20 protein-coding genes and 2 tRNA genes are annotated in these 22,855 nt (G+C 64.2%); 7 read left to right on the top strand and 15 right to left on the bottom strand.

The features are described 5' to 3' along the window. Positions 1-198: 198 nt before the first annotated feature. From Q0G75_RS07495 to rlmD, 8 genes are all read right to left on the bottom strand, one after another. Positions 199-1,494 carry a Ni/Fe hydrogenase subunit alpha gene (locus Q0G75_RS07495; protein ID WP_294416665.1) on the bottom strand — a complete coding sequence of 432 codons (1,296 nt, stop codon included), beginning with the start codon at positions 1,492-1,494 and terminating at the stop codon, positions 199-201. A gap of 13 nt (positions 1,495-1,507) precedes the next feature. Then, positions 1,508-2,290 carry an NADH:ubiquinone oxidoreductase gene (locus Q0G75_RS07490; protein WP_294417922.1) on the bottom strand — a complete coding sequence of 261 codons (783 nt, stop codon included), beginning with the start codon at positions 2,288-2,290 and terminating at the stop codon, positions 1,508-1,510. 15 nt (positions 2,291-2,305) lie between these two features. Then, positions 2,306-3,217, bottom strand: coding sequence for an FAD/NAD(P)-binding protein (locus Q0G75_RS07485; RefSeq protein WP_042434614.1), 912 nt, complete (start codon positions 3,215-3,217; stop codon positions 2,306-2,308). Further along, positions 3,207-4,244 carry a 4Fe-4S dicluster domain-containing protein gene (locus Q0G75_RS07480; protein ID WP_294416668.1) on the bottom strand — a complete coding sequence of 346 codons (1,038 nt, stop codon included), beginning with the start codon at positions 4,242-4,244 and terminating at the stop codon, positions 3,207-3,209. The genes Q0G75_RS07485 and Q0G75_RS07480 overlap by 11 nt, the downstream gene beginning before the upstream one ends. A 217-nt stretch (positions 4,245-4,461) precedes the next feature. Then, on the bottom strand, positions 4,462-4,866 hold the full coding sequence (gene ndk, locus Q0G75_RS07475) for a nucleoside-diphosphate kinase (RefSeq protein WP_042434618.1): 405 nt from the start codon (positions 4,864-4,866) through the stop codon (positions 4,462-4,464). A 144-nt stretch (positions 4,867-5,010) separates the two neighbouring features. Next, the gene (locus tag Q0G75_RS07470) at positions 5,011-6,399 is read right to left on the bottom strand and encodes a tetratricopeptide repeat protein (protein ID WP_294416670.1); all 1,389 of its coding nucleotides are present in this window, start codon (positions 6,397-6,399) and stop codon (positions 5,011-5,013) included. Between the two features lie 48 nt (positions 6,400-6,447). Next, positions 6,448-6,981 carry a peptidylprolyl isomerase gene (locus tag Q0G75_RS07465; protein ID WP_294416671.1) on the bottom strand — a complete coding sequence of 178 codons (534 nt, stop codon included), beginning with the start codon at positions 6,979-6,981 and terminating at the stop codon, positions 6,448-6,450. Between the two features lie 328 nt (positions 6,982-7,309). Further along, positions 7,310-8,650 (bottom strand): 23S rRNA (uracil(1939)-C(5))-methyltransferase RlmD, encoded by a 1,341-nt coding sequence (rlmD, locus tag Q0G75_RS07460; protein WP_294416673.1) that lies wholly within the window; start codon positions 8,648-8,650, stop codon positions 7,310-7,312. A 61-nt stretch (positions 8,651-8,711) separates the two neighbouring features. On the opposite strand from rlmD, the gene Q0G75_RS07455 reads away from it, so the two are divergent. Continuing rightward, positions 8,712-8,788, top strand: a tRNA-Arg gene (locus Q0G75_RS07455). 243 nt (positions 8,789-9,031) lie between these two features. Here Q0G75_RS07455 and Q0G75_RS07450 read toward each other — a convergent pair. Next, the gene (locus tag Q0G75_RS07450; RefSeq protein ID WP_294416675.1) at positions 9,032-9,442 is read right to left on the bottom strand and encodes a GtrA family protein; all 411 of its coding nucleotides are present in this window, start codon (positions 9,440-9,442) and stop codon (positions 9,032-9,034) included. 334 nt (positions 9,443-9,776) lie between these two features. On the opposite strand from Q0G75_RS07450, the gene Q0G75_RS07445 reads away from it, so the two are divergent. From Q0G75_RS07445 to Q0G75_RS07425, 5 genes are all read left to right on the top strand, one after another. Beyond that, positions 9,777-10,754, top strand: coding sequence for a glycosyltransferase (locus Q0G75_RS07445; RefSeq protein WP_294416677.1), 978 nt, complete (start codon positions 9,777-9,779; stop codon positions 10,752-10,754). Positions 10,755-11,009: 255 nt separating this feature from the next. After that, a tRNA-Glu gene (locus Q0G75_RS07440) sits at positions 11,010-11,084 on the top strand. Positions 11,085-11,157: 73 nt separating this feature from the next. After that, a complete protein-coding gene (locus Q0G75_RS07435; protein ID WP_294416679.1) occupies positions 11,158-12,501 on the top strand; it encodes a glycosyltransferase in 1,344 nt (447 codons plus the stop codon). A 32-nt stretch (positions 12,502-12,533) separates the two neighbouring features. Then, positions 12,534-14,048, top strand: a complete 1,515-nt coding sequence (locus tag Q0G75_RS07430; RefSeq protein WP_294416681.1) for a DEAD/DEAH box helicase — start codon at positions 12,534-12,536, stop codon at positions 14,046-14,048. Positions 14,049-14,138: 90 nt separating this feature from the next. Continuing rightward, positions 14,139-14,471: a NifB/NifX family molybdenum-iron cluster-binding protein gene (locus tag Q0G75_RS07425; RefSeq protein WP_294416682.1), complete on the top strand. Its 333-nt coding sequence runs from the start codon at positions 14,139-14,141 to the stop codon at positions 14,469-14,471. Positions 14,472-14,821: 350 nt separating this feature from the next. On the opposite strand, the gene rplT is transcribed toward Q0G75_RS07425, so the two are convergent. The 5 genes from rplT to Q0G75_RS07400 form a co-directional block, all read right to left on the bottom strand. Further along, positions 14,822-15,175, bottom strand: a complete 354-nt coding sequence (gene rplT, locus Q0G75_RS07420; RefSeq protein ID WP_042434636.1) for a 50S ribosomal protein L20 — start codon at positions 15,173-15,175, stop codon at positions 14,822-14,824. 24 nt (positions 15,176-15,199) lie between these two features. Beyond that, the gene (gene rpmI / locus Q0G75_RS07415) at positions 15,200-15,397 is read right to left on the bottom strand and encodes a 50S ribosomal protein L35 (RefSeq protein ID WP_129425166.1); all 198 of its coding nucleotides are present in this window, start codon (positions 15,395-15,397) and stop codon (positions 15,200-15,202) included. Next, positions 15,390-15,995: a translation initiation factor IF-3 gene (gene infC / locus Q0G75_RS07410; RefSeq protein WP_042434641.1), complete on the bottom strand. Its 606-nt coding sequence runs from the start codon at positions 15,993-15,995 to the stop codon at positions 15,390-15,392. The genes rpmI and infC overlap by 8 nt, the downstream gene beginning before the upstream one ends. A gap of 397 nt (positions 15,996-16,392) precedes the next feature. After that, entirely contained in the window at positions 16,393-17,535 is a 1,143-nt protein-coding gene (locus Q0G75_RS07405; protein ID WP_294416686.1) for a hypothetical protein, read from the bottom strand. A 29-nt stretch (positions 17,536-17,564) separates the two neighbouring features. After that, entirely contained in the window at positions 17,565-17,975 is a 411-nt protein-coding gene (locus tag Q0G75_RS07400) for a hypothetical protein (RefSeq protein WP_294416687.1), read from the bottom strand. Positions 17,976-18,152: 177 nt separating this feature from the next. Here Q0G75_RS07400 and Q0G75_RS07395 point away from each other — a divergent pair, with 177 nt between their 5' ends. Beyond that, positions 18,153-21,107 (top strand): insulinase family protein, encoded by a 2,955-nt coding sequence (locus Q0G75_RS07395; RefSeq protein ID WP_294416689.1) that lies wholly within the window; start codon positions 18,153-18,155, stop codon positions 21,105-21,107. A 161-nt stretch (positions 21,108-21,268) separates the two neighbouring features. Here Q0G75_RS07395 and larB read toward each other — a convergent pair whose 3' ends face one another. Then, the gene (gene larB / locus Q0G75_RS07390) at positions 21,269-22,621 is read right to left on the bottom strand and encodes a nickel pincer cofactor biosynthesis protein LarB (RefSeq protein ID WP_294416690.1); all 1,353 of its coding nucleotides are present in this window, start codon (positions 22,619-22,621) and stop codon (positions 21,269-21,271) included. Between the last annotated feature and the right edge of the window lie 234 nt (positions 22,622-22,855).

The following is a 22,855-nucleotide window of genomic DNA, read 5'->3' as shown; positions in this document are numbered from 1 at the left end:
GATTCTAGGGCGAAGGCCGTTTCCCTTCAAAGCCGCTCCAATTCGCTGCGCTTACACCAACTTTTCCGACGCGATCCCCATAGCGACGAATCGGCAAACGACACCTAACCCTTCATTGCGCAGACGGCGTGCCCGATCAGCCACATCAAGAAGCGGCCCGCATTCCGCGGGCCGCCTTCGTTCACACTATTCGATTCCCTAGTGCACGCTGCAGCTGAAGCAGGGGTCGTAGGCTCGTACGAGCTTCTCGACCTCGGCGCGCACCTCCGGCGCCTCCGCGCCGTCGGCGATGAGCTTCTCGGCCAGCACGCGCATGTCGGCCTCCAGGTTCGCGCAGTTCTGCGCCGTGGGGGTCATGATGGTGGCGTGCACCACGCGACCGGCATCGTCGAGCTCGAGCTGATGGAACACCGTGCCTCGCGGCGCCTCGGTGAAGCCCGTGCCCACGCCCGCGCGCACCTCGAACGGCACCGGGGCGCTGCCGCCCTCGAACGGTCCATCGGGCTTGGCAAGCTTGCGGCACAGGTCGGCGCAACGTCCCAGCGCATCGAGCACCTCCACCGCCTGGGCAACGTTGTTCAAAAACGGGTTGCGCTCGGGCGGGCGCAGGCCGGCCTTCGCCGCCGCCACCTTCGCCTCCTGCGAAAGCGCGCCCCACGAAGCGTTGATGCGCGCCAGCGCGCCGGTGAAGTAGGTCTTGCCCGTCTGCCTGCAGCGGGCGAACAGCGCCGCAGAATGCGACACCTCGTACTCCTCGACCTGCTCGCAGGCCCTATCGGCGTCGAACGTGACGCCCGCGTCCAAGAAGCGCGCCCAACGGCTGTCGGCCACCGGGTAGCGGCCCTCGGCCACCATGGCCATCATGTCGCCCTGGGTGGCGATATCGGGAACGACGAAACCGTTGAACAGGTCCACCACCGCGCGGGCGAACTCGCGCTCGGCGTCCAGCTTGTCGGCCATGGCCAGGTATTCGTCATGCGTAGGCTCGTGGGTGAAGCCGCCCACCACCGCGGTGATCGGGTGGATGGAGCGCCCGCCCACCAGGTTGCACAGCTGGTTGCCCAAAGACTTCAGCCCCAGTGCCTGGTCGAACAGCTCGGGGTCGGCCTTGGCCAGCGGGAACACGCTTGCCATGTCCAAAAAGTCGGGCGCGGCGAACACGAACAGGTGCGACGCATGGTTTTGCAGGTAGCTGCCGTACACCAACAGCTCGCGCAGGGCGCGCGTGCGGTCGGTGACCTCCACGCCGAAGATGCGCTCGATGGCCAGGATGTCGGTGATAACGTGGCTTGCCGAGCAGATGCCGCACACGCGGCTGGCGATATACGGCACGTCGGCGAACTTGCGGCCCACCACCATGGACTCGAACAGGCGCGCCGGCTCAACCACGTTCATCTCGCACGTTTCCACCGCACCGTCCTTGATGGATAGATGCACGTTGCCATGGCCCTCAACGCGGGCAATATGGTCTACCGAAATGGCGGTCCTCGTCATATCGATTCGCCTCCTATTCGCGCGCCGACTGCACGCGTTCAACCTGGTTGAACAGCGCCAGCGCCTCGTCGAAATCGTCCGGGTCCACGCCGGCGCGCGCGCACGCGGCGCGCGCAGCGTCAAGGTTGGCGTCGGGGGAAAGCCCGCGGCAGCCGTTGCACGCCCGCCCAAGGTTCACGCACTTCGCGCCACAGCCGGCCACCGTCACCAGGCCCAGGCACAGCTGGCCCTGGTCGAAGAAGCAATCGGTGCCGTTGCGCTTGCACTGCCCGCACATGGTGCCCGTGCGGTCGAACTTGTTCGACCCGTACAGCGCACGCTGCAGCACGTCGATGAAGTCCATGGTGTCGACCGGGCAGCAGCGCACCGTGTGGTCGACGTCGATGACCGCGCCGACCGGGCGCGGCACCACCATGGAACCGCATGCCGCCGGCACGTCCTTGTACACCTGGCTCGGGCGCTTGAAGAAGTTGCGCGCGGCGATGCCGGGGATGCCGGCAGTGGCGGCACAGGCGCCCAAGGCGATGACGCACTTGGCACGCTCGCGCAGCTTGCGCACCGTGGCCTCGGATTCCTCGGTGGTCACGGCGCCCTCGATGACGGCCACGTCGAACTCCTCCGGCATAGGCTCGCTTGAGGCCAGCTGCCAATAGCGCAGGTCGATCTGGCCGAGCACATCGGTCAGGTACTGCTCGGCATTGGTGATCTGCAGCTGGCAGCCGAAGCAGCTGGCAAGCCCGACCACCACAACGCGCGGAAGGTCGCGCGCCTGGCGCTCGTCGTTTCCGCATCCCATGTTCGTGCCTCCCATCTACATCGACCCCTGGATGTTCTTCGCTTCCCAATAGTTGAACACGGGCCCGTCGATGCAGCAGTACTGATGCCCGATCTGGCAGTGGCCGCACTTGCCCATGCCGCACTTCATGTGGCGCTCGAAGCTCATGTAGATATGGTCGTAGCTGATGCCCTTCTTGCGCATCTCGGCGACCACGAAGCGGTACATCACCGGCGGGCCGCACACCGCGCCGAAGGTGTTCGCCGGGCTGATCTCCAGATGCTCGAAAGGCTTGGTGACCAGGCCCACTTCGCCATCCCACGTATCGTCGGGGTTGTCAACGGTCAGGTACAGGTCGAAGTCCTTGCGGTGGCGCCACATCTCGAACTGGTTGCGGAACATGACCTCGGAGGGGTTCTTCGAACCGTAGATGATGGTGACCTTGCCGAAGTCGCTGCGCTCGTCGTGGATGTTGTTGATGAGGCTGCGAAGCGGCGCGATGCCCAGGCCGCCGGCAACCAGCAGGATGTCGTGGCCCTTCATCTCCTCGAACGGGAAGCCGCGGCCGAAGGGCCCGCGGATGCCCACGATGTCGCCGCACTGCATCTTGTGCAGCGCCTCGGTAAAGCGACCGGCACGGCGCACGCACAGCTCGATGAAGCCGCGCTTCGAGGGGCTCGACGAGATGGAGATAGGAGCCTCGCCCACGCCGAAGATGGTCAGCTCGACGAACTGACCCGGCTCATGGCGGAACGCCTCGCGAATGCGCTCATCGATCAGGCGGAACTCGAACAGCTTCTCGGTCGCCGTCAGCTCGGTGATGGACGTGATGCGCGCCGGCCACGGGCGATACGGGTTGGCAGCCATAAGCTCCTGCCCCGTCATGGCAGCCGGCTCATCGTGGTACGGCGATACGACCACGGGGTTGAAATCGGTGTTAGCAGGCACCTTCGGCCCCCTTCTTCTCGAAGAACTCCAGCACGCGAATGGGGTTGATGTCGGCCTTGCAAGCCTTCACGCAGCGTCCGCAGCCCACGCACAACATGCGGTCGTAGGTTGCCAAAAAGCCATTGAGCTTGTGATACATGCGATGGCGCACGCGTTCGCGGCCCGTGGGGCGGAAATTGTGGCCGCCGGCCACCACGGCGAACTGCGGCGAGGTGCACGCATCCCAGATACGCTGACGCTCGCCGGTTTGGCCATCGGGGTCGAGCACGTCCTGGATGTCGAAGCAGAAGCACGTCGGGCACACGGCGGCGCAAGCGTTGCAGGCCAGGCACTTGCTGCCCAGCTCCTCCCAAAACGGATCGGAGTGGAACGCGTCCATGAGCATGGCCACGTCCTGAATCTCGGGAATCTCGGGATTGAACGACGCCTGGCGTGCACGCGTGGCGTGACGGAACTCGATACGGTCCTCGTTGGTGGCATCGCGCAGATCGACCGCGGACTCAAGAATGTTGGCGGCCTCGACGCTGGAGATGCTGACCAGGAACTTGTCACCCAGGCGATGGAGGAACAGGTCATAGCCGAAACGCGCCTCGTCGGCATCCCACAGGTTGCAGAAGCAATCGGAGTCGGGGCTGCACGACACGCCCACGATCAACGTGGCGGCGCGGCGCGCCTTGTAGTACGGATCGGGATAACGCCCGTCGCTAAACACCAGGTCCAGGCGGTTGATGGCGTTGATGTCGCACGCATGGGCGCCGAAGATCACGCGCGGGACCACTTCCTCCTGGAAATCGGCCACCTCGTTGGTGGCGGCGTTGTAACGCATAAGCGTTTCGGTGGGAGGAAGGAAGTAGCGCTTCGGCGATGCGAGCGTGGTGTCGTAGGCCAAATCCATCTCGTCAGGCGAGGTGATGGCCTCGAACGAATAGTGCGCACCGCGCTTCACGGGGGCCACAACCTCGTAGCCGTCCATGAATGCCGACACCAATGCGGGAAGCTCCGCGGCGTCGAAAACTCGATAGAGCATGTTTCATCCGTTTCTCGTCTTACGGCATTGCGGGCTCCGATATCGCAAGCACCTGCATCGCGATCCGCAGGGCGCTTGCTAGCGGCACGGCCACCCCCTTAAGGCAGCGTACCGAGGCAACACGCGCGAACAGTATTCCAGCATCCCGCCTAATCAAAAAGCCCTTTGCCCGCTCGAGCGGGCAAAGGGCTTCCAAAGTTGCAGGATGCCGGTCGGCTTATGCGAAGAAGATGCCGATCTCGCGCTCAGCGGACTCCGGGGAGTCGGAGCCGTGAATAACATTCTCGTCCATAATCAGACCGAAATCGCCGCGAATCGTGCCGGGGGCAGCTTCAGCCGGATTAGTGGCGCCCATGAGGGTGCGCACCTTGGCGACGGCGCCCTCGCCGGAGATGACCATCTTCACAACCGGGCCGGAGGTGATGTAGGAGATGAGGCCGTCGTAGAACGGCTTGCCCTCGTGCTCGGCGTAGTTGGCCTTGGCCTGGTCAAGCGTCACCATACCCAGCTCCATGCGCTCGACGGTCAGGCCGGCGCGCTCGAAGCGGTTGACGATCTCGCCGATGTGGCCGTTGCGCACACCGTCGGGCTTGATCATGCTGTAGGTCTTCTGGATAGCCATGATTGGTACCTTTCTTCTTATCTCTTATCCCAAGCGCCCGTTTCCACAAGCGCAGGTTACCTTGGTTACGGCTTCGATGCCCGGCAAGCGCATCGAGCCGTTTGGCGACAGGAACGGACGCGAAGTCCGCAGCTCATCAAACCGTTAGTTCTGGCTGGGGAAGTACAGCTCCACGTTGCTGACCTTCCAACCGATGAGGTCGCGCACCATGGACAGCTTGTACTGCATCTGCCCGCCTTGGTCGGTCTCGGCGGTCACGTACACGGTGGAGTCGGTCATGGACTTCTCCACGGCGTTGATGGTGGGTGCGGAATCCTTCACCAGCGAGTTGGTCATGGAAGCAGCGGACGTGTCGCTGACCTCGGCGGAATACAGCGCAGAGGCGTTATCCGGGTCGGCGAACAGCTGCGTTGCCACGCTGTCCTGGCTGGGATAGCCCCAACCCTGCGTGTACATGAACAGCGCGCCGCCGAAGGCCGCCACCACGAGCAGGATGATGACGACGAAGATCTTCAGACCCACGTTGCGGCGCTTGCGATCGCGCTTGGCAACGCCCTTGGACCACTGCTCCAACTCCTCGTCGGAGGCGCTGAAGAAGCGATCGTCGCCTGCTGCCGCACCGTACTGGCCGGCATCGGCGGCGTAGGGGTCGCCGTAATAGTACGGATCGGCCTGCTGAGCGGCGTAGGGGTCCTGCTCGGCGTACATGGCGGAGCCGTCGGCTGCCACATCGATGCCGGAAAGGTCTGCCGAATCGGAGGGCGCTGCGCCACCGGGAACCGAAACCGGAGCCATGACCTGGGTGATCTCGGACGTGCCCTGGGCGACGGCCGCCACCGCGCGCTGGTAATCGACGCTTGCGGAGTCGGACAGGAAGTACGTCTTGTCGGCGATGGACTCCTCGAAGGCGTTGACGGCCTTCTGCATCTGACCGGTTGCGACGTAGGCCTGGCCGAGGTTGGCGTACAAGCGGTTGCGCATCTCGGGCTGCATGTCGAACTGCAGGGCGCTTTCATAGGACGACACCGCATCGGCGGCGCGGTTGAGCGCCATGAAGCACACGCCCAGGTTCAGCAGGGCCTTGGTGGGATCGGGGTTAGCCTCGTCAAGGGCGGCGTTGCGGAACGCCACACCGGCCTCGGCGGTCTTGCCCATCTTCAAAAGCGCGTTGCCCATGCCCGTGTAGGCCTTGTAGGCGGAATCGTACTTCGCATCGGAAGCCGCCGCCTCGAAGTTGGCCACGGCGTCCTCGTAGTCGTGCAGGGCGGCATAGGCCATGCCCAGGTTGTAATGCACGCCGCCGCGGGCGTCGTACGCCTCGTCGGCAACGGCCTGGCCATAGGCCTGGATGGCCTCGTTGGGCTGCTTGAGCTTCACCAGGCAGTTGCCCATCTGGTGGTAGAGCTGGCCCATCTCGCCGGGGGCGAGGGGGCTGGCCTCGTCCTGCAAGCACTGCTGGTAGGCCTCCAAGGCGCCTTGGAAGTCCTTCTGCGCATAAGCTGCGCGGGCTTGCTGGAATAACTGGTTGTTCATCTGGATCCTTCGCTATCTTGTACGCTTCGGAATGCTGCGGTTAGCAGGTTATTCGGCAGCGTTCTCGATCTCGATGCCCTCGATCACATCGCCGACGCGAAGCTGGGCGATGACATCCATGCCCTCGATGGTCTGGCCGAACACGGTGTAGCCGCTGTCCAGCATGGGCTGGGCGCCCAGGCAGAGGTAGAACTGAGAACCCGCGGAATCGGGGTTCTGGCTGCGGGCCATGGCCAGCGCGCCGTCGGCGTGGTGGTTGTTGGGGTTGGTGGAGTACTCCTCCTTGATGCAGTAGCCCGGGCCGCCGGTGCCAAGGCCGGCGAAGGGGTTGCCGGCAGCGGCGATGACCTGGTCGGTATCAAGGTCGCGCGTGTTGGGGCAGCCGCCCTGGATGACGAAGCCCGGCACGTAGCGGTGGAACTTCAGGTTGTCGTAGAAGCCCTTGGTGGCAAGCTCGACGAAGTTGCCGACGTGGATGGGGGCGTCCTTGCCCGCCAGCTGCACGCGGATGTCGCCCTTGGAGGTTTTGATGACGGCGATCTCCTCGCCGGTGGGCTGGTACGCGGGAGTGTACAAAGCCATGGGACTTCTCCTTTTTCTCAAGCCGGCCCCGACGTTTGCCGGAGGCCTTCGCGAAAACGCCCGCGCAGAAGGCGGGCGTTGCTTTAAACGAATCTCGTGATGTGTAGTTTAGCAGCTTGGGACCGGACGCGGCGAAACCTGAAAACGCCTGCGGGGAAAAACCGTAGAACGCACAAACGGGGCCGGGGCGCCGGCAAGCGGCAACCGACGCCGCACGGACGTCTCACTGGCTCGCACAAACGCGGCGCTGCAGCGCCGTGCGCGCATTCCTGCCCGGCCTACGCAAACCGGGCCCTGCGAACGCCAAACCGCACGAACGCGCCGATGCCTAGCCGCGCACGAAGCAGCTGACCAACTCCACATGATAGGTTTGCGGGAACAGATCGACGGGCTGCACGCGCTCCAGGCGGTAACCCACATCCTCGAAGCGACGCACGTCGCGCGCCCAGGTGGCAGGGTTGCAGCTGACGTAGACCACGCGCCCCGGGCGGGCGGCGGCGATATCGGCCGGCACGCCGTCGGCAAGGCCCGCGCGCGGCGGGTCCACCACCAGCGCGTCAAGGCCGCCCAGCTCGGGCAGCTCGCGAGCAGCGTCGCCGCCGATGACGTCGATATCGACGTAGTTCTCGTCGGCGTTGCGGCGCAGGTCGCGCACCGAGGAGGCAGCAGACTCAACGGCGATGACGTCTGCACCGGCGCGCGCCATGGCCACACCGAAGGTGCCGCAGCCCGCGTACAGGTCGGCGACGAGCAGCCCGTCGAGGCCCTCGGGGCCTTCCTCCCCCACGCTTCCGCCGAGCATGCGGATGGCCTGCTCCATGAGCTTTTCAGCCTGTGCGGTGTTCACCTGGAAAAACGACGGGGCATGCGCCACATAGCGCGCGCCGAGCAGCTGCTCTTGCCAGCAGCCCTTGCCGTCGAGCACCTCAAGGCCCTTGATCTTACGCGCCTTGCCCGGGTCGGCGATGACGCGCACCACGCTCGTGGCCTTGAGCGAGCTTTTCAGCATCTTGGCGGCCGCCGCGCGCGGGAAGCCCGACGGGCGCGTCCACAGCGCGATCTCGGTCTCGCGAGTGCGCACGCTCGTGCGCACGCCAACGCGGAAGATGCCCAGGTCATCGGAGCCCTGCAGATAGCGAAGCGCGCCGCGCAGCGCCTTGGGGGCCTTGGCGATGGCGTCATGCGCCAGCGGGCAGGACAGCGCCTGCATCACATCGGGGCTGCCCTCCTGATGAAAGCCCAGGTTGAACGTGCCCTTCGCGTCCCACTGCGCGCCTAGCTCAAGCTTGTTGCGGTACCCCCACTGGCGCTTGGAGGGCAGGCAAGGCGCCACCAGCTCGGAGGCTGCATCGCCGAAGCCGCCCGTGCGGGCGAGCGCGGCCACCACGTTGGCGCGCTTGGCCTCAAGCTGCGCGTCATAGGCGATATGCTGCCACGGTGCTGCGCCGCTTGCCACGGGCTCGGCCCACTTCGGCATCACGCGGCACGCTCCGGGCTGCTCGAGCTTGGCGATACGGGCGCGGGCGAACGTGGGCTTGTCCTCCACCACTTCCACGCTTGCCACATCGCCCGGGGCGCCGCCCTCCACGAACACGGTCTTGCCGTCGGACAGATGCCCGACCGCTTCGGCGCCGTAGCCCATGCGCTCGATGGTGATGGTTTCGGTCATGTTCACACTCGTTTCTTTTTCAGGCCCATTCGGGCGATAGTAGCGTATAATAGGTAGGTACGCCCTAGTAGCTCAGTTGGATAGAGCGTCTGCCTCCGGAGCAGAAGGCCACAGGTTCGAACCCTGCCTAGGGCACCATTCCGATTTCCCTCGAACCCGCCAGGTGTCAAGCTTGGCGGGTTCGTCGTTTCTCGCGTCGTAATTCAGCGTCGCAAGCATCTCTTCACCCGACGCGCTCACCTGCCAGACGAAGGCCTTGATCAGCGTCGGGCACTTCGCCTCCCAACGCACGCATCTTCGGCGTCGAGCGCTCAATCACCCGACGCACGCACCCGCCAGACAATAACCTTGAGCAAAGCGCGCCTTCAAGCGTAGCAACGATTACGCCTGCTGCCCCTGCGGGGCATCACCGGCGTCCAGGAAGATTTTGCGGGTGACGAAGTTCCACACCATGACCACCGCCGTGGCGAAGATCTTGGTGATCAGATAATGCACGCCCAGAAGCTCGACGCCCGCCCACATGCAGGCGTTGTTGATGCCCAGGCCGATGACCGACAGCACCACGAAGATGATGAACTCACGGCGACGGGACATGCCTTCTTTATGGGTGAACACGTAGCGCATCGACGCCACGTAGTTGAACACCACCGACACCGTGAACGAGATGGTGGCGCTGACCAGGTAGTTCACGCCGAACGCCTCGGTAAGCAGGGCCAGCAGGCCGTAATCGATGACGAACGCGATCACGCCGACCACGCCGAACTTCATAAGCTGCGCGATAAGCTTCTTCACGCAGGGCTCCTCTCCATCGCAAGCGGGGGCATCCCGCATCCGCCGGACCTTCAAGCAATGCCCGGCTCGATACATTCCCAAATGCCGTCACGCACGCGCTGTCAACCTTGCATGCCGGAACATGGCACCGGCAGCAGGCCGAACGACCCGTGCGCCAGGCGAAAAGCGCTCTCGCGCAACCTGTCGATTATGGCACCCCTTGCCCCATCGGCACAACAATCCCACGCCATCCGCGCATATACTGCGGAAAGCATGGCATTCACGTAGCGAAACCGCGCGGTTTCGAGTAGCATGCCTAGTAATTGTGCATTCAACTTTCACGAAGGAGCGCCCGGTGACTGAAACCGATAAGGCCGCCCTCACGGGCAAAGGCGTGGCCGTCATCATACCCTGCTACAACGAGGCCATCACCATCGGCAAGGTGGTCGACGACTTCCGCCGCGTGCTGCCCGAGGCGGCCGTGTACGTCTACGACAACAACTCCTCCGACGGCACCGGCGACATCGCGCGCGCCCACGGGGCCTGCGTCAAGGTGGAGCGCCGCCAGGGCAAGGGCAACGTCGTGCGCCAGATGATGCGCGACATCGACGCCGAGGCCTACCTCATGGTCGACGGCGACGACACCTACCCCGCTGAGGCCGCGCCGGCCCTGCTCGCGCCGCTTTTCGCCGACGAGGCCGACATGGTGGTGGGCGACCGCCTGTCCAACGGCACCTACGGCGAGGAGAACGACCGCGCCTTCCACGGCTTCGGAAACGACCTGGTGCGCTTCCTCATCAAGGCCATCTACGGCTTCGAGTTCTCCGACGTCATGACGGGCTACCGCGCCTACAACAAGGTGTTCGCCAAGACCATGCCCGTGCTCTCGCCGGGCTTCGAGATCGAGACCGAGCTGTCCATCCACGCCGTCGACAAGCGCTGGCGCATCGCAGAGGTGCCCATCGACTACCGCGACCGCCCCGAGGGCTCCGAGTCGAAGCTGTCCACCTTCTCCGACGGCTTCAAGGTGCTCATGATGATCATGTCGCTGTTCAAGGACTACAAGCCGCTGGCGCTGTTCAGCTGGGTGGCGCTGCTGTTCGTGGTGCTGGGGCTTGTCGCCGGCGTGCCGGTCATCGCGCAGTTCGCCGCCACGGGCCTGGTGCCCAAGCTCCCCACGGCGCTTCTGGCGGTGGGCCTGGTGTTCGTGGGCCTGCTGTGCTTCGCGTGCGGGCTCATCTTGGACACGGTGGTCAAGGGCAACCGCAAGCAGTACGAGATCGAGGTCACGGAAGCCTACGAGCGTTACGGGCGCTCAAACGCCGCGAAGTAGGCCGACGGCTTCCCGTGTCCCCCTTTTCCCGTCGAGAAGGGCGTCCCCCATCAGCGCAGGCCAATGCACCCGATCGTTTCACGCCCCATCGACGATCATCAGTTTACGGGGCTTTGCGTCGAGCGAACCCATCCGGTCTGTTGAAATGAGACTAAGTTGTGTAAGAAATATGCACAACCGCGTAATCGGGGCTTGCGAATCGGATTGCTTTTTGGCATACTAAACAGGCTGCTTTTCGACACGGAAGCGCAACCCGTCCCCATAGTCTAGAGGTCAGGACGCGGCCCTTTCAAGGCTGAGACACGAGTTCGATTCTCGTTGGGGGCACCATTCGAACGCTAGGGCTGGTCGAGTACCGGCCCTTTTTGTTAGCAAAAGCCGGTTCGCCGGCTTTTTCGCTATCTTGAAGGGAAAGGCATCCATCATCGCAACCCCCGCAGAAACCGATCCGCACAACGAGCAGGCCGCACCGCTGGTCATCGTCATGCACGCTTCGGTGGGCTCGGGGCATCGCAGCGCGGCCAACGCCGTGGCCCAAGCCTTCGAATATATGAAAGCCGAGCAGGCCGAAGGGCGCGAGCAGCCCACGGAGGCCTTCCCCGAAGTACCGAAGCTCCCCGACGGTCTTGAGGTCGAGGTTCTCGATGTGCTCGATTTCGGCCGTGTGGTGTTCGATGGCGACAAAACCGCTTCCATGTTCACCGGCCCTACCCGCCCGATATATGACCTGACGTGGCGTTTCACGCTTACCGGCAGGCTTTTATGGGGCGGCGGGAGCATCTGGTCGCACCTGATGTACGGCAAATTCACCGAGCTGGTGCGCAAGCGTCGCCCGCTTGCCATCATATGCACACACATCACCGCAGCCAACGTCGCCGTGGCGGCGCGCATGCTTACCGGCCAGCACTTCCCCATCGTGTGCGTTCCCACCGACTATGAGACCGAGGGCCTCTGGCCGCATCTGTCCTCCGACCTGTTCTGCGTCGCCACGGAGAGCATGGCCGAGACGCTGCGCCCGCGCCTGGTGCCCGAGCAACGCATCCGCATCACCGGCATCCCCACGCGCGAGGACTTCCGTGCAAGCTACGACCGCAAGCAAACCCGGCAACGTCTGGGACTGCCACAGGACAAGCGCATCGTGCTGGCGCTTGCCGGAGCCTATCTGCCCCGGCCCTACGTGCACTTCCGCACAGCGCTCGATAACCTGCTGCCGTATCTGCACACGTTCAGCGACACGCTGCACTTCGTGTTCGTCGCGGGAAACGATGCCGAATACGCCGACCACCTGCGAAGGGCCTGCAGCGACCTGGGCATCTCCGATTGCGTGACGGTGCTCGAGTACGTCGAGGGCATGGCAGGTCTTATGGCGGCATCGGACCTGGTCATCTGCAAATCCGGCGGCCTTACCGTTACCGAGTGCCTGTGCGCGCAGGTGCCCATGATCTTGCTCGGCCGCGCGTACGGCCAGGAAAACGCCAACGTCAGGCTGCTCACCGCACACGGTGCGGCCATGCACGTGACAACCTGGCGAGAGCTGCTTGAAGCGCTGCGGCACATCTCGCGCAGCCCTGAGAGCGCGCGTTCGATGTTGGTCAACGGCAGCTTCCTTCGCCACCCCGACGCCGCGCGCGACATAGCGTGCGCCGCCATGGAGCTTGCCAACGCCGAGAAAGACCCGGCAAACCCGCTGTATAAGAAGCATTTCCTCCATTTCTATTGGGGGCATAAACCCGCGCACGTGCGATAGAGCCGCGCGCACATGGAAAGGATCTACCTTATATGACGCATTTCGACGACCTCGGCCTTTCGGGCCAGGCATTGCAGGCTGTGGCCCAGCTGGGCTACAGCACCCCCACCCCTGTGCAGGAGCAGGCCATCCCCAAGGTGCTGGAGGGCCGCGACCTGATCGCCGCCGCGAAGACCGGCACCGGCAAAACCGCCGCGTTCAGCTTGCCCACCATGGACAAGCTCGGTCACGCCAAGGGCAACAAGGGTCCGCTTATGCTGGTGGTCACCCCCACGCGCGAGCTTGCCGAGCAGATCGGCGAGGTGTGCGGCACCATCGCGAAGAACACGCACCATCGCATCCTCACCGTAGTCGGCGGCGTTTCCTACAACCCGCAGATCCAGGCGCTCAACCGCGGCATCGACGTGCTCATCGCCACGCCGGGCCGTCTGGTGGACCTTATGGACCAAGGAGCCGCCCATCTGAGCAGCGTGGAGGTGCTCGTACTCGACGAGGCTGACCGCATGCTCGACATGGGCTTCTGGCCTGCCATGCGCAAGATCATCGGCGCCACGCCGCACAACCGTCAAACCCTGCTGTTCAGCGCCACTATCGATCGTACCATCATGAGCACGGCCGGCAAGCTGTTGCACGACCCCGCCATGGTCGAGATCGCCCACAAGGGCGAGACGGCCGACACGGTGGAGCAGTACGTCATGCACGTGCAGCAGGCCGTGAAGCCCGAGCTGCTCAAGGGCCTTATGAAGGAACGCGGCCATAGGCGCGTCATCGTGTTCTGCCGCACGCGTAGCCGCGCGGACGCCACCTGCCGCCGCCTGAAGAAGGTCGGCTACTCCGTCGAGGCCATCCACTCCAGCCGCAGCCAGAACCAGCGTCGCCGCGCTCTTGAGAACTTCGCCAACGGCACCACCGACGTGCTGGTGGCCACCGACGTGCTCGCACGCGGCATCGATGTGGAAGAAGTCGAGTACGTGGTGAACTACGACCTGCCCACGCAGCCCGAGGACTACGTGCACCGCATCGGCCGCACGGGCCGCGCAGGCGCCTCCGGATTCGCCGTCAGCTTCGTCAGCCCCGAAACCGCCGATGCGCTGCGCGACATCCAGAAGCTGCTCAAGCGCACCATCCCCGAGCTTGAGCTTGAGAACTTCGACATGCATGAAGCCGAAAACGAAGCCGCTGCAAGGGCCCAGCGTGCCGAAGCTCGTCGCGACCCCGAAATCCAGCAGGCCAAGAAAGAGCAAGCCGCCCGCACGCGCAGAAAGAACAAGGCGCGCGAAGCGGCGCAGGCCGAAGAGGTGAACACCCGCCGCGCCAAACGGGGCAGCCGCAAAGCCGCCGAAAAGCCCGCAAGCGGAACGGCGCACGCCGCAAGGAAGCACAGCAACGTCGATCACGGCTCGCAGCAGAAGCGCGGCAACGGCTCTAGGAACGCTTCCGCCAACCGCGCCAAGACCAGCAGCGCGTCCGGTGCGCAGGGCGGCGATTTTCGCCCTGGACGCGCCCATCGCGCCCAGGTTGCGCACCAGCGCAACAGGCGCCGCTAACAGTTGGTTATGCGCCGGTTAAGGGGCCGGCGCATAGCAGCCCGGTAATCTATCGGTAAAGTGTATATCGTCTTTAGGAGGGAGGACGCCATGCGCATAGCGGTAGCTTGCCAGGGGCTTGATGTGGCGCCAAGATTTGCACGCAGTTCAAGTTTCATGTGCTATCGCGTTGACCGTGGCATGTTCGCCGATTGCCAGAATATGCCCAACCTTTCGTTCCCTCCGGCTCAGCTGGCTCAGGTATTGAAGGACCTTGATGTCAGCGTTATGATCGCCGACAGGATCGACCCAACCTCGGAGACGGCCCTGAAAGCAGCCGGCATCGAGGTTCAAACCGGGTACACCGGCACCGCATCCGCAGCTGCGCGCACCTATATCGGGCGCACGCTGTCTGGAACGCACGAAGAGCTGGAGGCATCGTAAGCGCATATGCGCTACGCGATAGCATGGCACGTGGAAAGCGCCTTGGGGCGCTTTTTTCGTATCTACAGCCTCTAAGGCAGGTGAATGCTAGCAGAATAAACCTGCTAAACACAACCTTGAACGCTAATATCTTTATTTACGATCCGGGGCTTAATATCCTTATAACACCTCTGATTCGAAAACATCGGCGCACAATCGCAGGGCTCGATCGGCAACAACCCATCTCGCCTATGCGGACAACTGTCCGCATGCAAGCAACGATGCAACATGCTCGGCGATACGTACCCAAAACGCAAAACACCCCGCTTGGATTCCCAAGCGGGGTGTTCGCATTTGAAGCTTGAAACAGCTTAGAGGGCCTTCTTGGCGACCTCGACGATGGCGGTGAAAGCCGCGGGGTCGTTGATGGCCATGTCGGAAAGCACCTTGCGGTCCAGCTCCACGCCAGCCTTCTTCAGGCCGTTCATGAAGGCGGAGTAGCTCATGCCGTTCAGACGGGCGCCGGCGTTGATGCGGGTGATCCACAGACGACGGATCTCGCGCTTCTTGTTGCGACGATCGCGGTACTGGTACTGCAGGGAGTGCTGGACCTGTTCCTTAGCAGCGGTGTAGGAACGGGACTTGGCACCATAGTAGCCCTTTGCACGGTTAAGGACGGTGCGGCGCTTCTTCTTGGCGTTGACTGCACGCTTGATACGAGCCATTGATTATCACTGCTCCTTTAAAACTTAGCGACGGCCGAGGTTGCGGGCCACGACGCGACGGTCAGCGGCAGCCAGCTCGGTCTCGTGACGGAAATTACGCTTACGCTTCTGAGACTTCTTCGTCAGAATGTGGCTCTTGTAGGCCTTAGCACGCATGATCTTGCCGGAGCCGGTAACGCGGAAGCGCTTTGCCGTACCGCGATGGGTCTTCATCTTAGGCATTGCCTTCGTCCTTTCCTTCGTCTTTCTTGTCGTTTGCCTTCTTTTTCTTCGCCGCCATGCTTGCGGGAAGCGGGGCGATGAGCATGTGCATGTTGCGGCCTTCCATCTTCGGCTGGCTCTCGATGACCGCAATGTCCTTCAGGTCGTCGGCCAGGCGCTCCAGGATGGTCAGGCCCTGTTCCGGATGGGCCATCTCGCGGCCACGGAACATGATGGTGATCTTGACCTTGTTGCCAGCGGAGAGGAAGCGAAGCACGTGCTTCTTCTTCGTAGTGTAGTCCCCCACGTCGATTTTCGGGCGGAACTTCATTTCCTTGGTCTCGATCTTGCTTTGGTTCTTGCGAGCCTGCTTCGCCTTGATGGCCTGATCGTACTTGAACTTGCCGTAATCCATGATGCGGCACACGGGCGGTTCCGCATTCGGGGCGATTTCAACAAGATCAAGCCCCTGGTCGTCAGCAACGCGCTGCGCCTGGGCAACCGGGTAGATACCCAACTGCGTTCCGTCGAACCCGATCAGGCGGCACTCGCGCACCGTGATCTGTTCGTTGAGCCTAGGCTCTTGAGCGGCTATCGCACTCACCTTCCTTCCTTGCATGCGGTTTCGCATGGCATAAAAAAACCCACAGCTTCAAGCATGCGGGCGTGATGAACGAACCATGTTCAGGTATTCATACAACCCATCAGCAGCTTGAAAGCGCCGAACTAGGTGGGAGGCGCTACGCCCCCGCTTGTGAACAGCTCGTTTATTATAGCGTGAACGCCGCCCGGCGCAAGGGACCGCCCTTTTTGCCGGCCGACGTTCACAAGATGGACACAAGAAGCGAAAGCCGTGGGTGGAAACCAGGCCCGCCGATCGCCGACACGCGCTGCGGTAGGCCCACCCAGCTCCAGCCAGGCCATCAACCGAGCCCTTGCGTTCCGACATGCCGAGCGCACGGCCCCGGGTCCCTGGTCGAAATAGCACCGGCGGCCATTCGGCCGCCGGTTGCCTGCTACGCGTTGATGTAGATGTAGATGATGCGCACGGTGTCGGCCAGGTTGCCGGAGGCGTTGGCCGTGCTGTAGTCGTACATGAGCACGCTCGACCAGGTGTGGGCGGCGCCGTTGATGTCCACGGTGCCGTTGAACGAGCAGTTCTCCTTCACCAGCGTGGTGCCGTCCGATGCGTACGTGGAGTACGAAGTCTTGTCGGTAGGCAGCTTGGCCGAGCCGTCTGCCACGTTCACGCCCGCCTCGCGCAGCGTCTTCTCGACGATGTGCTCGTTCTTCACGGCGTCGGCGAAGCTGAGCGAGCCGTAGCCGAGCGACGCGGTGGCGGCGGAGTAACCGGCCTGGATGACCTTGCCGTCGGCGTCAAGCCCCAAATAGACCGTGGGCGTGCCCGAACGGGAATCGGCAGGCTCGGCGGTCAGGGCCACCGTGACGCTTTTCTTCACGGAATTGCCCTCTTCGTTGACGTCCTTGGAGGACGTGACCGTGGCACCGTGCGCAAGCGCGGTGATGGCCGCATCCTGGGTTTGCCCCAGCACGCCGACCAGGTTGGGAACCTCGGTCTTCTTGGTGGTGGTGACGCTTGCCGCGTCCTTGCCGGAGTTTTCCTGGGAAAGGTTGCCCACATCGGTGGACTGCTGCTGGGCCTGGGTCTGCTGCACCATGGCGCGGCTGGACTCGTTCCACAACTGGAAGGCGAAATACCCCAGGGCGCAGGCGAGCACCACGAGCAGGGCCACGATGATCACAAGCACGCGGCGGACGCGACGCGACTTCTTGAGGTGCGGATGCTCCAGCGGCTCGGGCTTGCCGTGGCGGCCACGGTTCTGGGCAGGCGCCGCGGCAGGAATCTCGTCGCCGAACACGGGCTCGTCGCGCGGCTCGAGGCTCTCTACCGGGTCGGAATAGTCCTCCGAGGTGTCGCCTTGATAGCTGAACCCGGCGGCATGCGCGCCGTGGGAGGCCGCGACGGGCGCGAACGCCTCGGTCAGGCCAAGCGACGTATCGCCGTCAGCCGCGCCGCGCTGCTCGGGGGCGCCGCCGGCGCCGATGGGCGCGAACGCCTCGGTCAGACCCAGGGACGCGTCGCCTTCGGGCTGCTGCTTGCGGGCGCCGCGGGCGATGTTGAAGCTATGTTTGGACATGGTCAGGCCTTTCTCTTGAAAACAGCCGATCAGCGCATGAACAGGGCGAAGTAGACGATCGCCGCGATGATGACGACTCCGACGCCGACGAGCACCGCCTTCTGCATACCCGACATGGGGCCGGCGTCCAGGTCCTCGAGCGTCTGCTCGGCGCGATGGGCAGGCTGCGGACGGCTATCGGACGCAACGGTTTCCGGCTTGCGGGCGTGCGCGGCATGCGGCTTGGCGGCATGGGCATGGTCCTGAGCAGGCGCCTGCTGGGCCGCATGCAGCGGGCGGGACGTCTCAACGGAAGCAATCTGCGGCTCGGATTCTGCATAGACGGGCTCTTCGAGAACATCTTCGCCCCGATGACGGCCGTAGGCTCCCGCCTGGATGACCACATCTTCGTCACCGGCGGCATTGACCGTGATATGGGAGAAGCGCTGGTCTTGCGCCATGCCGTACCTCCTGCCTTGTGCGTTTCCATGCTGTGTATGCCATTGATTATATAGGATTGGCCGACAGGCCCCGGCACCTAGGTAGAAAAACCACGGAGCAGCCCCGGCACCTTGCCCGGCTACGCCGCCAGTGTGCGACAATAGCGGGCGAAACCAGCAAAGAGAAAGGCGGCTTGCATGAACCTTGAACAAGGCCAGGAACTGCACGGGTTCACCGTGCTCACGGCCGAGCCCTTGCCCGAGATCGACGGCGATGCCTATACGCTTTCCCATCCGGTAAGCGGGGCGAAGCTTCTATACCTGCGCAACGACGACCGCAACAAGGCGTTCTCCATCGCCTTCCGCACCCCTCCGGCCGACGACACCGGCGTGTTCCACATCCTAGAGCACTCGGTTTTGTGCGGTTCGGAGAAGTTCCCTGTCAAGGAACCCTTCGTCAACCTGCTGAAAACCAGCATGCAAACGTTTTTGAACGCCATGACCTTCGGCGACAAGACGCTCTACCCCGTAGCATCCACCAACGACCAGGACCTCATGAACCTGGCCGACGTGTACATGGACGCGGTGCTGCACCCCGATATCTACCGCAAACGCCAGGTGTTCGAGCAGGAAGGCTGGCACCTTGAGGTGGCCGACGCCGAAGAGGGCCAGGCCGAGACCGGCCGCCAGCTCATCTACAACGGCGTGGTGTACAACGAGATGAAAGGCGCGCTGTCCGACCCCACCAGCGTGCTATACGACCAGCTGCAGGCAAGCCTGTTCCCCGACACCCCCTACGCGTTCGAGTCCGGCGGCACCCCCGAGGCCATTCCCACGCTCACCTACGAGCACTACCTGGAGGAACACGAGCGGCACTACCGCCTGGACAACAGCTATATCGTGCTGTACGGCAACCTGGACCTTGACCGCATGCTTGCGTTCTTGGATGAGGGCTACCTGACGCCCGTGGCCGCCGAGCAGGCGAAACGCCGCGAGCAGCGCACAGCTGAGGGGCTTGCGGAGCTTGCACCGCGCACCTTGCCCGTGCAAGGGCCCGTGCGCGCCCTGGGCGTGCGCCGCGAGATGGCAACCGCGCCGGAAAACGCCTGCATGGGCCTGGGCTGGGTTATCGGGCACGTGCGCGAGCGCACGCGCATCGTGGCCGTCGATATCTTGCTCGACGCCATCGCCGGCAGCAACGAGGCGCCGCTCAAGCGCGCGCTTCTGGACTCCGGTATAGCTGGGGACGTGCAGTCCTACCTGGCCGATTCCGTGCAGCAGCCCTTCGCCGTGCTGCAGGTGCGCGACCTGGGCGAAGACGCCGCGAAGCGCTTACGCCCCGCCGTGGATGCCGAGCTTGAGCGCCTGGCCGCAGGCGGCCTGGACCATGCACTGGTGGAGGCGTCCATCTCCCGCGCCGAGTTCGTCATGCGCGAACGCGACTTCGGCATGGCCGACGGCGTGGCGCTTGCCATGACGTCGCTGTGCGGCTGGCTCTACGACGATGAGCTTGCCACGGCCTATCTGCGCTACGAGGACGACTTCGCCTACCTGCGCCGCGCGCTTGACGAGGGGTATTTCGAGGGCCTCATCCGCGAGGTGTTCCTGGACAGCGCCCATATGGCCGAGGTGGAGGTAGTCCCCGTCGAGCAGCAGGACGACCCCGGCCAGCGTCGCCTTGCCGACCTTGCCGCCGGCTTCACCGACGACGACTTCCAGCGCGTCGAGGATGAGGTCGCGCTGCTTCGCCGCATGCAGGAGACGCCGGACGCGCCCGAGGATGTGGCGAAACTGCCGCAGCTGACAGTCGCCGACATCGGGCCCGCACCCGTCGAGCCCGCATACGGCCTGGCCGAGGGCACGCCTGTTCCCTGCATCCGCCATCACCTGCCCACGCGCGGCCTGGTCTTCGCCTACCGCTACTTTGATATGAGCTGCCTTGATTTCGAAGACCTGCCGTATGCGGCGGTGCTCGGCATCGTGCTGGGCAAGCTCGGCACCGATGCGCATTCGGCGGCCGAGATCGACACGCTCACCAACGGCAAGCTGGGCAACTGCTCGTTTTTCTGCGAGGTGTACGAGGATGAGCACGATCCAGATGCCGTGACGCCCACGTTCGTAGCGAGCGCATCGGCTTTGGCCGAGAACGTCGAATGGCTGGCCGAGCTGCCGAGCGAGATCTTGGCACGCACCGACTTCACCGACACCGGTAAGATCCGCGACGCGCTGCAGCAACGCCGCATCGGCATGGAGCAGAGCTTCGCCAACGCCGGGCACGCGGCAGCCATGGCGCGCCTGACGTCGTACTTCCTGCCGGCCGGCGTGGTGCGCCAGCAGCTCGGCGGCGTAGGCTTCCACCGCTTCCTGGTCCAGCTGCTGGACAACTTCGACGATCGCGCCAATGAACTGGCAAAACGCCTGAACCAGGTGGCGCATAAGCTGTTCGACGGGTCGAACTTGCTGGTGTCGATCGCCGGCAGCGACGAGTGCGTCATGCGCTTCTGGCAATGCGCCGGTATCACAGCGGGCACGGGCAAGGTCCCGGCCGCACTGGAGATTCCCAAGCCCAAGGTGCGCAACGAAGCGTTCATCGTGCCCACCGACGTGTGCTACGCCTCCACGGGCTTCGACCGCCGCTCGCTCGGCGCGCCTTACTCCGGCGTGTGGCAGATCGCGGCGCGCGTGCTTTCCTACGACTACCTGTGGAACGAGGTGCGCGTGAAGGGCGGCGCCTACGGAGCGGGCTTCCAAGCGGCACGCAGCGGCACCGTGCGCTTCTATTCGTATCGCGACCCGCATCTGGACGAGACCTTGGAACGGTTCAACGGCACGCCCGCATGGCTTGCCGCGTTCGACCCCGCGCCCGAGGAGATGGACGGCTACGTGGTCAGCACCGTTGCCGGCTTCGATGCGCCGCTCAAGGAACGCATGCAGATTCGCCGCCAGGACGGCGACTTCCTGAGCGGGCGCACGCCCGAGGCGCGTGCGCAGACGCGAGCGGAGATGATCCAGGCCGCACCAGAGAAGCTGCGCGAGCTTGCAAGCGTCATCGAAGGGGCGCTTGGCAAGGAAGCCGTCTGCGTCTTCGGCAACAAGGCCATCCTCGAGGGCGCGAAAGCCGATCTGGACGTGATCGACCTGCTCAACGGCTAGCGGAGAAGACAGCAACGTCCGAAGGCCATGAAAACGGCGAAGCGCCGCAGGCAAGGCCCGCTGCAAGATGCGGGACCGCGCCTGCGGCGCTTTTCGTTTACGCAAAACGAAGCTGCGGCCCGAATGCGATGGCCCCGGGTCGCAGCTTCGCAAACCTTCGATTATTCGAACTCGTCCACGAAATGCAAGATCATGGCCGCGCTGGTAGGCGTCATGCGCTCGCCGGGCAACGTGCGATCGCACACGGGGATGCCGCGAGCTATGATAGCCGCCGTGGCCGGAGCCGGGATGGAAAGCGTGCCATGGGCGCATTCAACTTCGCCCTGCCCCGTTTGCGCCGCCGTGGCCACGATGCGCTTGGCGCCCGTGGCTTCCACCGCCAGGCAGACGAGCAGCGTGTTGCGGATACGGGAACCGTCGCCGACTTCATGGAAGTGGGTTTGCTCGACCACGCAGCCGTGCGCGGCGGCCTCGGCTTCGGCCAAGATGGTGTAGATGGCGCGCATATGGCCGCGCACCGCCGGCGATACCGCCAAGCCGTCGATGGTGGCGATGACCTCTCCGATATCATGATGGTGCCGATCGGGAACGCCCGCGGCATCGGCCGCAGCCTCAAGACGCTGCCGGGCATCGCGCGGCAGCTGCAGCAGCGTGTCGCCCAGAAGCTGGGCACGCGTGGCATTTTCGCCAAGGTTCCATCTGAGGGTGTTCATGTCAGGTTCTCCTTCTCCACGTTGGCCGCCCGCGCGCTCGATCATGTGCGCCTGATATCCCGCGCCGAAGCCGTTGTCGATGTTGACCACGGAAACGCCCGACGCGCACGAGTTGAGCATGGCCAGAAGCGCCGCCACGCCGCCGAAGCTGGCGCCGTAACCCACCGACGTGGGAACGGCGATCACGGGGCATGAGGCCATCCCGCCCACCACGCTGGCAAGCGCGCCCTCCATGCCCGCAACCGCCACCACGCAGCTGGCGCCTGCGATGTCCTCCCGGTGCGCCAGCAGACGATGGATGCCCGCAACCCCCACATCGTAGAGGCGCACCACGCGAGAGCCGAGCACCTCGGCGGTGACCGCCGCCTCCTCGGCGCAGTACAGGTCGCTAGTACCCGCACACGCTACCGCGATGTAGCTATCGCGCGTGGGCTTTGCAGGCGCACCGAGAAGACCCAGCTGTGGAGTTGAACGATACTCGAACGCCGCCGCAGCCTGCGGGTCGCGGGAGAGCAGCGCAGTCCGCACCGCTTCGGCCTTCTGCGCTTCAAGCCTGGTCACGAGCACGCACGTCTGGCCGGCATCGCGCAGGGCCAGGCAGATATCGGCGACCTGATCGGCCGTCTTGCCAGCGCCGTACACCACCTCGCCTGCGCCCGTGCGCCGCGCGCGATCGGTGTCGACCTTCGCGAAACCCAGATCAGAGTAGCCCTGGTCGGCAAGCATGCCTTGCGCGGCGGCCGGGCTTACCGAACCCGACGCCACCTGCTCGAGCATGTGCAGGACCTGCTGCGGTTCCATATGACCCGCTCCTTCCCCGCCCGCCAAACGCGGACCATCGTTGTTTTCCAACCATTGAAGCACCGGAAGTTGACTTCAGGTCAAGCACGAGCGAAGGGCTGCACGCTTTCGCCATAGACGCTGACGAAATGCAGCGGGCCCGACAGCCGCCGCACCGCGACGCGGCCGAGGCACGGCGAGTCCCCGCGATCGATGACCGCCGCCCGATGCGGCAAGACCTTGTAATCGACTGTA

The sequence above is a fragment of the uncultured Senegalimassilia sp. genome (genome assembly GCF_934636665.1).
GTDB lineage: Bacteria > Actinomycetota > Coriobacteriia > Coriobacteriales > Eggerthellaceae > Senegalimassilia.
This window is presented reverse-complemented; position numbering and strand designations above follow the sequence as displayed.

Bases quoted from the DNA above. Each gene is read 5' to 3' on its own strand.
- Q0G75_RS07495 (WP_294416665.1), bottom strand. From the start codon at position 1,494: ATGACGAGGACCGCCATTTCGGTAGACCATATTGCCCGCGTTGAGGGC.
- Q0G75_RS07490 (WP_294417922.1), bottom strand. From the start codon at position 2,290: ATGGGATGCGGAAACGACGAGCGCCAGGCGCGCGACCTTCCGCGCGTT.
- Q0G75_RS07480 (WP_294416668.1), bottom strand. From the start codon at position 4,244: ATGCTCTATCGAGTTTTCGACGCCGCGGAGCTTCCCGCATTGGTGTCG.
- ndk (WP_042434618.1), bottom strand. From the start codon at position 4,866: ATGGCTATCCAGAAGACCTACAGCATGATCAAGCCCGACGGTGTGCGC.
- Q0G75_RS07470 (WP_294416670.1), bottom strand. From the start codon at position 6,399: ATGAACAACCAGTTATTCCAGCAAGCCCGCGCAGCTTATGCGCAGAAG.
- Q0G75_RS07465 (WP_294416671.1), bottom strand. From the start codon at position 6,981: ATGGCTTTGTACACTCCCGCGTACCAGCCCACCGGCGAGGAGATCGCC.
- rlmD (WP_294416673.1), bottom strand. From the start codon at position 8,650: ATGACCGAAACCATCACCATCGAGCGCATGGGCTACGGCGCCGAAGCG.
- Q0G75_RS07430 (WP_294416681.1), top strand. From the start codon at position 12,534: ATGACGCATTTCGACGACCTCGGCCTTTCGGGCCAGGCATTGCAGGCT.
- Q0G75_RS07425 (WP_294416682.1), top strand. From the start codon at position 14,139: ATGCGCATAGCGGTAGCTTGCCAGGGGCTTGATGTGGCGCCAAGATTT.
- rplT (WP_042434636.1), bottom strand. From the start codon at position 15,175: ATGGCTCGTATCAAGCGTGCAGTCAACGCCAAGAAGAAGCGCCGCACC.
- rpmI (WP_129425166.1), bottom strand. From the start codon at position 15,397: ATGCCTAAGATGAAGACCCATCGCGGTACGGCAAAGCGCTTCCGCGTT.
- infC (WP_042434641.1), bottom strand. From the start codon at position 15,995: ATGCAAGGAAGGAAGGTGAGTGCGATAGCCGCTCAAGAGCCTAGGCTC.
- Q0G75_RS07405 (WP_294416686.1), bottom strand. From the start codon at position 17,535: ATGTCCAAACATAGCTTCAACATCGCCCGCGGCGCCCGCAAGCAGCAG.
- Q0G75_RS07400 (WP_294416687.1), bottom strand. From the start codon at position 17,975: ATGGCGCAAGACCAGCGCTTCTCCCATATCACGGTCAATGCCGCCGGT.
- Q0G75_RS07395 (WP_294416689.1), top strand. From the start codon at position 18,153: ATGAACCTTGAACAAGGCCAGGAACTGCACGGGTTCACCGTGCTCACG.
- larB (WP_294416690.1), bottom strand. From the start codon at position 22,621: ATGGAACCGCAGCAGGTCCTGCACATGCTCGAGCAGGTGGCGTCGGGT.